The 13,153-nt window shown below is 71.3% G+C and carries 13 protein-coding genes; 10 read left to right on the top strand and 3 right to left on the bottom strand.

The window, feature by feature from the left end:
• The first annotated feature begins 61 nt into the window (after positions 1–61).
• Positions 62–502 (top strand): DUF6278 family protein, encoded by a 441-nt coding sequence (locus OG766_RS29755; RefSeq protein ID WP_266386818.1) that lies wholly within the window; start codon positions 62–64, stop codon positions 500–502.
• 249 nt (positions 503–751) lie between these two features.
• On the opposite strand, the gene OG766_RS29760 is transcribed toward OG766_RS29755, so the two are convergent.
• Together OG766_RS29760 and OG766_RS29765 are read right to left on the bottom strand one after the other, a co-directional pair.
• Positions 752–2,338: an alpha/beta fold hydrolase gene (locus OG766_RS29760; protein ID WP_328726605.1), complete on the bottom strand. Its 1,587-nt coding sequence runs from the start codon at positions 2,336–2,338 to the stop codon at positions 752–754.
• Positions 2,339–2,450: 112 nt separating this feature from the next.
• Positions 2,451–3,665 (bottom strand): Ig-like domain-containing protein, encoded by a 1,215-nt coding sequence (locus OG766_RS29765; protein ID WP_443045563.1) that lies wholly within the window; start codon positions 3,663–3,665, stop codon positions 2,451–2,453.
• Between the two features lie 211 nt (positions 3,666–3,876).
• Here OG766_RS29765 and OG766_RS29770 point away from each other — a divergent pair, with 211 nt between their 5' ends.
• Positions 3,877–4,650, top strand: coding sequence for an alpha/beta fold hydrolase (locus OG766_RS29770; RefSeq protein WP_328726606.1), 774 nt, complete (start codon positions 3,877–3,879; stop codon positions 4,648–4,650).
• Positions 4,647–5,912, top strand: a complete 1,266-nt coding sequence (locus OG766_RS29775; RefSeq protein WP_266386810.1) for a cytochrome P450 — start codon at positions 4,647–4,649, stop codon at positions 5,910–5,912. Before OG766_RS29770 ends, OG766_RS29775 begins: the two co-directional genes overlap by 4 nt.
• Before the next feature lie 40 nt (positions 5,913–5,952).
• On the opposite strand, the gene OG766_RS29780 is transcribed toward OG766_RS29775, so the two are convergent.
• Entirely contained in the window at positions 5,953–6,705 is a 753-nt protein-coding gene (locus tag OG766_RS29780) for a hypothetical protein (protein ID WP_266386807.1), read from the bottom strand.
• A gap of 105 nt (positions 6,706–6,810) precedes the next feature.
• Here OG766_RS29780 and ggt point away from each other — a divergent pair, with 105 nt between their 5' ends.
• From ggt to OG766_RS29815, 7 genes are all read left to right on the top strand, one after another.
• Positions 6,811–8,616: a gamma-glutamyltransferase gene (ggt, locus tag OG766_RS29785; protein WP_266386804.1), complete on the top strand. Its 1,806-nt coding sequence runs from the start codon at positions 6,811–6,813 to the stop codon at positions 8,614–8,616.
• A 101-nt stretch (positions 8,617–8,717) separates the two neighbouring features.
• Positions 8,718–9,356: a hypothetical protein gene (locus OG766_RS29790; RefSeq protein ID WP_266386801.1), complete on the top strand. Its 639-nt coding sequence runs from the start codon at positions 8,718–8,720 to the stop codon at positions 9,354–9,356.
• A 142-nt stretch (positions 9,357–9,498) separates the two neighbouring features.
• Complete coding sequence (locus tag OG766_RS29795; protein ID WP_266386798.1) at positions 9,499–9,729, top strand: ferredoxin; 231 nt, start codon at positions 9,499–9,501, stop codon at positions 9,727–9,729.
• A complete protein-coding gene (locus OG766_RS29800; protein ID WP_266386795.1) occupies positions 9,719–11,113 on the top strand; it encodes an NAD(P)/FAD-dependent oxidoreductase in 1,395 nt (464 codons plus the stop codon). The genes OG766_RS29795 and OG766_RS29800 overlap by 11 nt, the downstream gene beginning before the upstream one ends.
• 27 nt (positions 11,114–11,140) lie before the next feature.
• Complete coding sequence (locus tag OG766_RS29805; protein ID WP_266386792.1) at positions 11,141–12,373, top strand: cytochrome P450; 1,233 nt, start codon at positions 11,141–11,143, stop codon at positions 12,371–12,373.
• Between the two features lie 106 nt (positions 12,374–12,479).
• On the top strand, positions 12,480–12,731 hold the full coding sequence (locus tag OG766_RS29810; protein WP_266386789.1) for a helix-turn-helix domain-containing protein: 252 nt from the start codon (positions 12,480–12,482) through the stop codon (positions 12,729–12,731).
• Between the two features lie 22 nt (positions 12,732–12,753).
• On the top strand, positions 12,754–13,143 hold the full coding sequence (locus tag OG766_RS29815; protein ID WP_266386785.1) for a PPOX class F420-dependent oxidoreductase: 390 nt from the start codon (positions 12,754–12,756) through the stop codon (positions 13,141–13,143).
• Positions 13,144–13,153: the final 10 nt, after the last annotated feature.

Below are 13,153 nucleotides of genomic sequence, written 5' to 3' on the forward strand. Positions count from 1 at the left end.
CCGGGGCGCCTCCTGCGCGCCGTGTGGTGCGCCCGTCCATGGGAATGCGAGGCTGATCCGTATGAACATCCCTTTCTTGGACAACTGGCGCAAACGGCACGGCGGTGACGGGAGCCGAACGCTGGCCTCCGCCGTCGGCGGCGACGCGGAGGGTGTGGCGGAGCTGCTCTCCGAGTGCGAACTGCTGCGGGTCCGGGCGGGGCAGCAGGGGCTTGAACTGGACGACACCCCGGCCTCGTTGGAGGCGCTCGACCAGCTGCCGCCCCGCTGGCGGGACGATCCGGAGGAGCTGCCCTGGCTGGGCAACGACGCGGGACTCTATCTGGGCACCGTGATCGTCCGGACCGTGCGGGGTGCCGCCTGGCATGTGTGGCCCGGCGGCCACCCCGTGGTGCGGCTCGCCTCGGGGCGTGAGATCAATGTGGTGGAGGCGGGACTGGGCTGGGCCGTGCACGGTTCGCCCGAGCTGTCCCAGGTCTATGCGGAGGCGGCGGAGGCCTGACGCCTCGCCCTTGCATTTAGATGCCAATTACCGCTTATGCCCCATTTGTGCGTGTCAGGCGTGAAGTCCCTTGTCCGGCTGGATAGTTTGCGTGACCTTGACACCGCTGAGATTGGGGCAGGGCAGCGTATGGCCGTCGATCTGTTGATCGAGCTGAGGGACGTCAACGACAACCACGCGGGGGGCGCACGTTCTCCAGGGCCGGGCAGTAGCTCATAGAGCCATGCCCTGCCCGGCAGCGGCCGGTGATCACTGCTCGCGCAGCGGGACCGACAGGTACGAGGGGTCGGCCGCGGGTGAGGAGAAGGTCAGCTGTGCGCCGGACGGGTTGTGCTCGATGTAGAGCGGGTCGACAGTGTCGACGACCACGGCCAGACGGTGGCCGGCCGGGACGTCGTAGGCGGTGGAGAACAACTCCAGGTCCACGGTGAACGGCTTGCCCGCGGTCTTGCCGTGGAAGGTGTACGGCGCATTGCTGACCAGCTTGCCGAGGCCGAGCGGCCCCACGTCGTAGAGATAGGCGACGAGGGTGCCGCTCTCCTTGGTGCTGGTGACCGTGGTGTGCAGCTTCACCGTCCCCCGGATCCGCCGGTCCGAGCCGTACCGCTCGGACTGCCACACGGCGGCGAACGACCGTGGCAGCAACGGGACCGAAGCGGTCGGGGGCAGCCTGACGAACTGGTCCAGGGCGTTCGACAGCATCAGGATGCCGCCGTTGGCGCCCGAATCGATGTTCGCGTGGATCCTCTTCGTGCCGCCCAGGGTGATCTTCCGGGTGTCCGCGCCCACCGACTTCCAGCTGGGGTACGTCTCGTAGCCGCCGCCGGAGCGGGACTTGAGGCGGACCGGCTGCTCGCGGTCCACGCCGTTGTCCGCGCCTTTGAGATGGTGGTCGAACCAGCGGTGGGCGCTGGTCCAGGTGTCGTTGGGCAGACCCAGCAGGCCGGTCGCCTCCGCGGTCGCGTGGTCGCCCGGGCGGAACTCCAGGCGCTTGGGCACCGTGAGCCGTTCGTAGAACTCGGCGTACTGGTTGGGCGGGAAGATGGTGTCGCCCCAGGCGTTTCCGAGCATCACGGCGGTGCCGTTGGCGTTGATGCGGTCGAGATGGGTGGCTGGGGAGCGCTTCTTGCCCCAGGCGATCATCTCGTCCTCCTTGGCCAGGTTCGAGCCGAGGAAGTCCTTGAGGATCTGCTGGAGTTCGGCACTGGGCCGGCCGGTGAGGTAGCCGGCGCCGCCGAGCATCGCGGCGGCCTGGAGGTGCTGGGTGCGGCCGCTGTAGATGGAGTCGATGAGATCGCCCCAGCCGCTGAGCGCCGCGACGGCCCTGACGCGCTTGTCGTGCGCGGCGGCGAGCAGGCTGATCCCGGCGCCGTACGACACTCCCGCCATGCCCACCCTGGAGGGGTCGGCGGGGGTGTGGGCGAGCGCCCAGTCGATGACCCGGGAGGCGTCGGCGACGTCCGGCGGCCCGGCCACCTCGATCCGGCCGCCGGACTGCCAGAAGCCGCGGGCGTTGTAACTGACCACCACATAGCCGGCACCGGCGAGCTTCGTGGCCTGCGCGAGGTACTCGACCTGCGGTGTGGCCCAGCTGGTCGGCAGCACGATCACCGGGTAGGTGCGCGAGCCGCCGGCGTCCGCCGGGGTGACGACATTGGCCTTCAGTACGGTGCCGCCGTCGCCGCGGATGTCGACGAACCGTACACCGGGCGCGGCCTCGGCCCCGGTGGCCGCCGCCGGGGCGGCCGGGGCCAGCCCGAAGGCGGCCCCGGCCAGCAGGGCCGCCGAGACGGCCCCGGTCGTCGAGGTGCGCAGGGGCTTGTGGGGGTGGACCATCGCTCACTCCTGACTTGGGCGAGTCCGAAAGTGAGCCGACGGTAACCGCTACGGCTTACCTGAGGTAACCGGCCGGTAAGTTACGCGAGCGTAACAATTGTTGGACATCGTGTCAGCGAAGTGCGCTCTTCTTCTGCCACTCCGCCCAGTCCAGATTCCACGCCCCGTAACCGTTGTTGAGGGCGATCGTGCCCTTGGCGTCACCACCGGTGATCTCGAACGGATCGCCGACCTGGACCTCGCCGTAGACCGCCGCGGCGTCCGCGTCGCTCATGCCGACGCAGCCCGAACTCCGGTTGGCGTTGCCGAAGTAGGCGGCGTTCCACGGCGCGGCGTGCGCGTACATCCCGGACCACGTCAGCCGCATCGAGGAGTCGACCATCTTGTCGTAGGCGTCGCCGAGTCCGACCGTCTCGGAGCGCATGTTGATCGTGCCCTCCTTGGACATCAGGACCGCCGTGCCGCGCCAGGAGCCCTTCTCGCCGCCGGGGGTGCCGGCCGACATCGGCACGTCCTTGATCTGCGTCCCGTCGCGGAACAGCTTCAGCCGGTGGTTGTCGAGGTCGACCTTCACCACCTGCTGCCGGCCGACCGTGAAGCCGGTCGTGTAGTCACGGACGAACCAGCCGCCGTCACCGCCCGAATCGACGCCGTTCAGCTCCGCGTCGAGCGTCACCCTGGTGCCGGGCTTGAAGTAGTCCTTCGGCCGCCAGTCCACCCGGGACCTGCCCGACCAGTCCTCCATCCAGCCCCAGGAGCCCTGGGTGTTGTCCGAGGTCACGACCTTGAGGTGGCGCTCGACCTCCGCCTTGTTCGTCACCTCGTGGTCGAAGACGATCGACAGCGGCTGGGCGATGCCCACCGTCGCGTTCTTGCCCGGCACCAGGGCCAGCTTGTTGACCTTCTCCGGCGCGGCCGTGGTGAACTGCGCCGTCGCCGTACCGCCCGCGTCGTCCCGCGCCTCGACCGCATAGGCCGTGCCCGGCGCCGCCTTGCGGGACGAGGTCCAGCTGCGGCCGTCGGCGGCGACCTTGCCGTCGAGCTTTCCGCCCTTGGAGTCGGTGACCGTGACCTGCTGCAGCTTCCCCGCGGCGAGCGTCACCCGCACGGGCTCACCCGCCCTGGCCTGCGTGCCCCGCAGGTTCACCGTGATGCTCGTCCGCGGTTTCCCCTTGTCGTCGGACCGGCCGTCCTCCGAGGCGGAGGCGCCGGAACACCCCGCCAGCGCGACCGTCAGGGCCACGGCACCGGCGGTCGCGGCGACGCCGGCCGGGCGGACGCGCAGGGTGCGCGGGTGGGTGCGGACGCGGACGCGGCTGCGGCTCAACTCAGACCTCCGTGAAGTTGTCTCTCTCCCCTTAAGAGAGCAACGAGCGAGAGGCACGGTTGCGCATATGCCGGGAATTTCCACCGCTGTTGGGTGTGATGTGTCCGACAGTGCGCCGGTTCTGCACCCTGGCGGTTCCGCGGACGGCGGTACACCGTGGTGGCGTACGCCCGCAGTCCCCTCGCTCCGCTGCCCCGCGAACGGAGAAGACGTGACCCTCTTCGTGCTCCCGCACACGCTGCTCGGTGACGGCCCGCACCGGGTCGTCGCCGTCCACGGCTGGCTCGCCGACCGCGACGGCTTCGCCGCCGTGCGTCCCGACCTCGACCTGGAGTCCTTCACGTACGCCTTCGTCGATCTGCGCGGCTACGGCGAGGCGATGGGCACGCCCGGCGCGTACACCACGAGCGAGGGCGCCGCCGATGTGCTGTGCCTCGCCGGGCGGCTCGGCTGGGAGCGCTTCTCGCTCGTCGGGCACTCCATGGGCGCTGCCGTGGCCCAGCGTGTGCTCGCCCTCGCACCCGGCCGGGTGCGGCGGCTCGTCGGCGTCTCGCCCGTTCCGGCCCACGGGATGCCGATGCCGCCCGAGCAGTGGGGGCTGTTCGCCGACGCCGCCGACCGCCCGGCGAACCGGCGCCTCATCATCGACCTCACCACCGGTTCGGTACGGCCCGGCGCCTGGCTGGACCGGATGGTGCGGCGGTCGGTGGAGCGCAGCGACGCCAAGGCGTTCCGGGCCTGGCTCGACTCCTGGGCCGTGGAGGACTTCCACACCGACGTCGACGGCTCGACCGTTCCGGCGCTCGCCGTGACCGGCGCACTCGACCCCGCCGTCAACGCCGCCCTGATGCAGGAGACCTGGCTGCGTTCCTACGTACGCGGAGAAGTCGCCGAACTGGCCCACGCGGGGCACTACGCCATGGACGAGACACCGCTGCAGCTGATCCGTACCGTCGAGGACTTCCTGCGGGCCGAGGCGGCATGAGCCCGACCGCCGTCCCCGACGTGTTCGACCCGCGGCGCTACGCGGCCGGGCTGCCGCACGACTCCTTCCGTGAACTGCGCGACCGTCACCCGGTGGCCTGGCAGGAGGAGTACGAGGTGCTGGGCTGGCCGGCGGGGCCCGGCTTCTGGGCCGTCACCCGGCACGCCGACGTGGTGCGCGTCCTCAAGGACGCGCGGACGTACTCGTCATGGGCCGGGGCCACCCAGATCCGCGACCCCGACCCGGCCGATCTGCCGTTCATCCGACGCATGATGCTCAACCAGGACCCCTCGCCCCGTTCCGCGGGGGAGGGCCCGGCCGACCACGGCCGGCTGCGGCGGCTGGTCAGCCGCGCCTTCACCCCCGGCCGCGTCGACCGCTTCGCCGGCGTCGCCCGCGGCCGGGCCCGTCGGCTGCTCGGCGCGGCCCGGGAGGCCGGCGGGGTCGTCGACCTCGTCACCGCCGTCACCGACGAGTACGCGCTCCTCAACCTCGCCGACCTGCTCGGCGTACCGGAGAGCGACCGGGGGCTGCTGCTGAAGTGGACCGAACGCGTCATCGCGTACCAGGACCCGGACGAGCCGCCCGTACGAGGAGAGGACGGCGAGCCGGTCAATCCGCGTTCGCCCGCGATGCTGCGGGAGATGTTCGACTACGCTCAGGAACTCGCCGCCTACAAGCGACGCAACCCGGGCGACGACGTCATGACCTCGCTCGCCGGCGGCGAACTCGCCGACGCCGAACTGGAGATGTTCTTCTTCCTGCTCACCGTCGCCGGGAACGACACCGTCCGCAGCGCCGCACCCGGCGGCTTCCTGGCCCTCGCCCGGCATCCGGACGAGCAGCGGAGGCTGCGGGCCCGGGAGGTGGCGGTGGACACCGCCGTGGACGAACTGCTGCGCTGGCATCCGCCCGTGCTGTCCTTCCGCCGCACCGCGGCCCGCGACACGACGCTCGGCGGCCAGGACGTACGCGAGGGCGACAAGGTCGTCGTCTTCCACGCCTCGGCCAACTACGACGAACGCGCCTTCGAGGACCCCCACCGACTCGACCTCGCCCGCTCCCCGAACCCCCATGTGTCGTTCGGGGACGGGCCGCACGTCTGCCTCGGCGCGCACTTCGCCCGCCTCCAGCTGCGGGTGCTGCACGAGGAAGCGAGGGCGCTGCTTCCCGCGGTCTCGGTGGCAGCGCCGCCGCGGCGGCTGGTGTCCAACTTCATCAACGGCCTCAAGTCGCTGCCGCTGGGCATGGACGGGCCGTGACACCGCTCCCGGACCCCGACCCGCCCGCTTCCCGCTCCGCTCAGTCCGACTTGCTCGTGGCCCGGTGGGAGGTGCGGACCGCCGGGGCCGGGGACTGCGCCGCCCGGGTCACATCGGCGACGAGTTCGACGACGTCCGGGCCGTACGCCTGGGTGTTGACGACCTTCAGCAGCAGCACGAAGGAGTTGCCGCCGTGCTTGCGCGCCAGCTTCTCGTGGTGGCGGGCCAGATAGCGGGTGGCCGCCTGGTTCGTTATCGCCCGCTGCCCGCAGAAGAGGAACACCGGCCGGCCGCCCTCACCCGCGGTCAGCCGGGCCAGCAGCACGTACTCGGTGGTGCCCGCCTCCAGGCGGTAGCGCTCGGAGCCGATCTGGAACGCGCCGCGGTCGGGGCCCGGCTCCACATCCGTGTTGATCGTCACTCCGGGCAGGAGACTGCTCAGGTGCGCGGCCATCCGTCGATTGGAGTAGGGACCTCCGACGCAGAACTCGGTGCGGTCGCCGAAGCCCTGCTGGGCGACGTCGTGCTGGAGGATCTGCGCGTTCGCACCGCAGTCCTTGACCAGCGCGGACAGCTCCATCAGCGCGAACACATCGAAGCGGTGGACCGCGCCCTCGCTGCCGGCCTCGCGGTTGACCACGAGCAGACACTCGGAATTGCCCGGGAGACCGAAGAAGGCCTGCTTGCGACGGAGCTTGCGACGCCACAGATAGGTGCGGGCGATCCAGCCGAGCGAGGCACTGATACCGGCGGCCACCACGCCGAGCACGATGTTGCGCAGGTCTTCATTCATGGGCGCGCATGCTAGCGGGCCGAGCGGAACAATGTTCGATGTGGTCCTGACGTACCGCGGGCGCCGACGTTACGCTGCGCGGACGTCCGCCGGCTGGAGGTACGCATGCGTCGCAAAGCCGTCCGTCATCTTCCGGTTCCCGCCGTCGTGCTGGCCGTACTGGCTGCCGGTGGTGCCGCGCCGCCGACCGGCACCGCGGTACCGGAGCCGGTCAAGCAGCCCGTGGCCGCCGGCCACGGGGGAGCCGTCGCGAGTGTCGACGCGGACGCCTCGGCCGTGGGCATCGAGGTGCTGCGCGGCGGCGGGAACGCGGTGGACGCGGCGGTCGCGACGGCCGCGGCACTCGGTGTCACCGAGCCGTACTCGGCCGGCATCGGCGGGGGCGGCTACTTCGTGTACTACGACGCCCGCACCCGCACCGTCCACACGATCGACGGCCGCGAGACCGCGCCACGCTCCGCCGACGCCTCGCTCTTCCTGGAGAACGGCAAGCCCGTCCCCTTCGAGGAGGGCGTGACCAGCGGCCTCGGCGTCGGCACCCCCGGCACGCCCGCGACCTGGGACGCGGCGCTCGGCGCGTGGGGCAGCCGGCCGCTGCGGCAGCTGCTGAAGCCGGCCGAGCGGCTGGCGAAGGACGGCTTCACCGTGGACGCGACGTTCCGCGCCCAGACCCAGGCGAACGAGGCCCGCTTCCGGGACTTCCCGGCCACCGCGGAGCTGTTCCTGCCCGGCGGGCAGCTGCCGGTCGTCGGGTCGGTGTTCAGGAACCCGGGGCTCGCGCGCACGTACGGGGAGATCGCGAGCAAGGGCACCGGCACGCTGTACCGGGGCGCGATCGCCCGGGACATCGTGAACACCGTGCGCGAGCCGGGCGTACGCGAGGGCGCGACACGCGTCGTGCGCCCCGGCGATCTGACCGCGCGCGACCTGGCCGACTACCGGACGCTGCGGCGGCTGCCGACGAGGATGACGTACCGGGGGCTCGACGTCTACGGCATGGCGCCGTCGTCGTCCGGCGGCACGAGCGTCGGGGAGGCGCTCAACATCCTGGAGGGGACGGACATCTCCGGGCTGTCGGAGGCGAAGTACCTGCACCGCTTCATCGAGGCGAGCCGCATCGCGTTCGCGGACCGGGGACGCTGGGTCGGCGACCCGGCGTTCGAGGACGTACCGGTGCGGGAGCTGCTCTCGCAGCGGTACGCGGACTCTCGGGCGTGCCTGATCCGCGACGACGCGGTCCTGACCAGCCCGCTCGCGCCGGGCGACCCGCGGAAGCCGGCGGCCTGCGTGAACGCGGGGAAGGCGGCTCCGACGACGTACGAGGGCGAGAACACGACGCATCTGACGGTCGCCGACAAGTGGGGCAACGTCGTCGCCTACACCCTGACCATCGAGTCGACCGGCGGCAGCGGCATCACCGTCCCCGGGCGCGGCTTCCTGCTGAACAACGAACTGACCGACTTCTCCTTCGCCCCGGCCGACCCCGCGGTCCACGACCCGAACCTGCCGGGCCCGGGCAAGCGCCCCCGCTCCTCCATGTCCCCGACGATCGTCCTCGACCACCGTGACCGGCCCGTACTGGCGCTCGGCTCCCCGGGCGGCGCGACCATCATCACCACGGCGCTGCAGACACTGACCGGCGTCGTCGACCGCCGCCTGCCCCTCGTGGACGCCATCGCCGCCCCCCGCGCCAGCCAGCGCAACCAGCCCACCACCGAACTCGAACCGGCCCTCTGGAACAGTCCGCTGCGGGCCGAACTGGAATCCCTCGGCCACGCCTTCCGCCAGAACCCGGAGATCGGCGCGGCCACGGGCGTCCAGCGCCTCCCGGACGGCCGCTGGCTGGCAGCCGCGGAGAAGACCCGACGCGGCGGCGGCTCGGCGATGGTGGTGCACCCGGCCACCCCGTAGACCCCGCGCCCGGCCCGCCCGGGCTAACCCGCCTGGGTTGCTTCCGGTGGCGCGGCCGGCGGGTGGGCTGCTTGCTGGACGGGAGAGAAAGCGAGTGGTCCATGGAGCCGAACAGAGAGCGGCTGCGGACCCCGCGGGCCGCGGGGCTGGCCGGGGTGGTGTTCGCGGTGCTGCTGGCGGCCGCCATCGTGCTGATGCGGCTGGCGATTCCCGAGGGGGCCGCAGGGGCGGCGGACGACACGCTGAGTCCCGACCGGCGAAAAGCGGTGCGCGTGGCGCTGGAGCTCGTGCCGTTCGCGGGGATCTTCTTCCTGTGGTTCATGGGCGCGCTGCGCGCGCAGGTGGGTGAGGCGGAGGACAAGTTCGTCGCCACCGTGTTCCTCGGCAGCGGGATGATCTTCGTGGCCAGTATGTTCGGCGCCGCCGCGGCCGCGGGCAGCATCGTGGACGACCAGTCGCCGTCGGCGTTCGGCCGCAACTTCGCGTACACCCTGCTGACGACCTATTCGATGCGGATGGCGGCCGTCTTCATCTTCGCCACCTCGACCATCGGTCACCGGCTCGGGGTGTTCCCGCGGCCCCTCGCCGTCCTGGGATACGTGGCGGGCCTGGTGCTGCTGGTCGCGGGATCCGGCTTCCCGTGGTCCGAGATGGTCTTCCCCGCCTGGTCCGTGATCATCGGCATCCATCTGATCCGGCTCCGGCTGCACTCCCGGCCCGAGCCCGCCGACGTGCACTGACGCCCGCCGACGTGCTCTGACGTCCGTCGGTTCACTCCCGCGGCCCGCCATGACATGCGGCGCCGGGTACGCGAGCGCATTCTGACACCGGTGCGCACTCCGACACCGGCGAGTGACCGGGCACGGGAAGGGCTGAACCGTGATGAGAGTTGTCGTCGATCTCAACCGCTGCCAGGGCTACGCGCAGTGCGCGTTCCTCGCACCGGACGTCTTCGAAATGCACGGCGAGGAGTCGCTGCTCTACAACCCGCGCGTCGACGAGGCACGCCGGGACGAGGTGAGCCAGGCCGTGGCGGCCTGCCCGGTGCAGGCCATCCTCATGGACCGGTCCGACGAGACCGTGACCCCGAGGGAGCCTCTCGATGTCCGTTGACGGATACCTCGACCGACTCAAGCGCGACGGCCGCATCGTCGTCGTGGGCGCCTCCCTGGCCGGCCTCAGAGGCGCGGAGACCCTGAGGGACGGCGGCTTCGCCGGGACGCTCACGATGATCGGCGACGAGCCCTACGAGCCCTACGACCGGCCCCCGCTGTCCAAGGGCGTCCTGCTGGGCAAGGCCACCGCCGACCACACGGCCCTGCCCCGGCGCCGCGCCCTCGACGCCGAGTGGCGGCTCGGGGTCCCCGCCTCCGGGCTCGACATGGCCGCCAAGCGGGTACGGCTGGCCGACGGCGACGAGGTGGAGTACGACCGGCTGCTGATCGCCACCGGCGTACGCGCACGGCCGTGGCCGCACGAGCGCGAGGCCGCACTCGACGGGGTCTTCGTCCTGCGCACCCGCGACGACGCCACCGCGCTGCAGAAGCGGCTGGCGGACGGCCCCCGCCGGGTCTTCGTGATCGGAGCCGGGTTCACCGGCTCGGAGATCGCCTCCGCGTGCCGCGAGCGGGAGATCGAGGTCACCGTCGCGGAACGCGGCGCCGCCCCCCTGGTGGGCGCGCTCGGCGGTGTCGTCGGTGAGGTCGCCGCCCAGATGCAGCGCGAGAACGGCGTGGACCTGCGCACCGGCGTCATGGTGACCGGTCTCGAAGGCGACTCGGCGGGCCGGGTGCGCGCCGCCCATCTCTCCGACGGCTCCAGCGTCGAGACCGATGTCGTCGTCGTGTCGCTCGGCGCGACGCGCAACACCGAATGGCTCGCCGGCTCGGGCCTGGGCGCGGGCCCCCGCGGCATCGCCTGCGACGCCGGCTGCCGGGCCTTCGACATCCGCGGCATCGTCACCGACGACATCTTCGTGGCCGGTGACGTGGCACGCTCCCCGCACCCGCTGTTCAACTACCAGTTCCTGTCCCTGGAGCACTGGGGCAACGCCGTCACCCAGGCCGAGACCGCGGCGCACAACATGCTCTGCGAAAGTGTGGACCGCCGCCCCCACATGTGGATCCCGGCCTTCTGGTCCTCCCAGTTCGGCGTCAACATCAAGTCGGTCGGCGTGCCGTCCATGGGCACGGAGATCATCGTCACGCAGGGCTCGCTCAGCGAGCACAGGTTCGCCGCCGTCTACGGGTTCCAGGACCGTGTCATCGGCGCCGTCACCTTCGACGATGCGCGGTGGCTGCCGTTCTACCAGCAGCTGATCGAGTCGACCGCGCCGTTCCCGCCGCAGTTCCCGACCGTGGACCGCCGTCCCGAGGGAGCGCGGCCGGTGTCCGCCGACTTCCCCGACCCGTCGGTGCCCACGCACGGCCCGACCGTCACCCTCAGTGGCTATTCGCCGGCGGACCGGCGGATCACCTTCACCCCCGGCCGGCACTGATCCGCGCGCGACCCCAAGGAACTCGTCATGACCCAAGGCAATCTCCTGCGCCAGATCCTCGAGTACGGCAACCGTCCGAACCCGTACCCCCTGTACGCGGAGCTCCGCAAGACCCCGGTGCTCAACGAGGGGGACGGCGCGTACGTCGTGAGCACCTACTGGGAGATCCTGAGCCTGCTGCACGATCCCCGGGTCAGCTCCGACCCCCACAATCTGGCCGTGCCCGGAGGCCCCGGGTTCGACCCGAACGACGAGTCGAGCCTGCCGCCCAGCTTCATCCGGCTCGACCCCCCGGAGCACGACCGGCTGCGCCGGATGACGAACACCTCGTTCGGACCGCCCCACAAGGCGCGCCGGATCCACGAGATGCGGGGCGAACTGGACGAGATCGTCTCCGGCCTCATCGACGGGATCGGGAGCACGGACCGGATCGATCTGGTCGAGCAGTTCTCGTACCCCTTCCCGGTGACGGTGATCTGCCGGCTGCTCGGTGTTCCGCGCGAGGACGAGTCGCGCTTCCACACCTGGGCGGACACCCTGGCCGCCAGCCTGGACCCGATGCCGGGGGAGGACCCGACCGAACGGAACAAGATCGCGCAGAAGGCCCGTACGGAACTGGGCATGTATCTGGCCGGGCTGATCGAGGAGCGCCGCAAGAACCCCCAGGACGACATGCTGTCCGAACTGGCGAATCTCAAGGGCCCGGACGGGTCGATGACGACGATGGAACTGCTCAGCACCTCCGCCCTGTTGCTGATCGCCGGCCATGAGACCACGGTCAACCTGATCACCAACGGGATGCTGACGCTGCTGCGCAACCCGGACGTGCTCCAGCGGCTGCGCGACGACCCGAAGCTGGCGGTCCCCATCGTGGAGGAACTGCTGCGTTTCGAGCCTCCGGTGCAACTGGTGCCGAACCGCACCACGCTCGCGGACATCGAGATCGGCGGCGTCACCATCCCCAAGGGCGCGTCGCTGTGGCTCGTCGTGGCCGCGGGCAATCGCGACCCGCAGCGGTTCAAGGAGCCCGAGCGGTTCGACCCGGACCGTGAGGACATCGAGCACCTGGGCTTCGGCAGCGGTATCCACAGCTGCTTCGGCGCGCCGCTCGCGAGGCTGGAGGCGCAGATCGCGCTGAGCGAACTGGCCCGCAGGCTCGTCAATCCCCGGCTGCTGGAGGATCCGCCCGAGTACCGCCAGAACGCCGTCCTGCGCGGTCCCCGTCATCTGCCGATCACCTGCGACGAGATCAGGCCCTGAGCCGGCGACGAGATCAGGCCCTGAGCGGGCGGCCCGGCGACGGAGGGCATCGCGATCCCGACCGTCCCAATTACTTTACCGGTCGACGCGGTACTACCATGACGGCATGGTGCGTACCCCCCTGACACCCGAAGAGCGTGAACGCGGAGAGCGGCTCGGCCGGATGCTCCGTGAGGCGCGCGGCTCGCGGAGCATGGTGGAAGTGGCCGCGGCCGCTCATCTCTCCGCCGAGACCCTCCGCAAGATCGAGACGGGCCGCGCGCCGACGCCCGCGTTCTTCACGGTGGCGGCGCTCGCGGGGGCGCTGGGTCTGTCCATGGACGAGATCGTGACCCGCTGCGCGCTCGTGCCGGTCTGAGGGGGCGCGTAGGCTCGCGCGCGTGGACCTCCAGGAGCTCGACCGCGCGAAGTACATCAGCCTCACCACGTTCCGCAAGGACGGGACGGGAGTCGCGACGCCCGTGTGGTTCGCCGTCCAGGGCGGTGAGGTGTACGTCTGGACCCGCTCCGACTCCTGGAAGGTCAAGCGGCTGCGCAGGGACGGCCGGGTCACCGTGACCGCGTGCGACGTGCGCGGCCGCGTCGAGGAGGGCGCCGACGTCGTGGAGGGGACGGCGCGGCTGCTGGACGGCGCGGAGCTGAAGAAGGTCCGGGGGCTCCTGGCCCGCAAGTACACCTGGCAGTTCTGGCTCGTCGACGTGCCCGCCGCCGTCGTACGCCGCGGCAAGCGCCCGCACACCGGCATCGCAGTGACGCTCCGGACACGTTGAGCGATCCGCA

The organism is Streptomyces sp. NBC_00259 (genome assembly GCF_036181745.1).
Taxonomy (GTDB): domain Bacteria; phylum Actinomycetota; class Actinomycetes; order Streptomycetales; family Streptomycetaceae; genus Streptomyces; species Streptomyces pratisoli.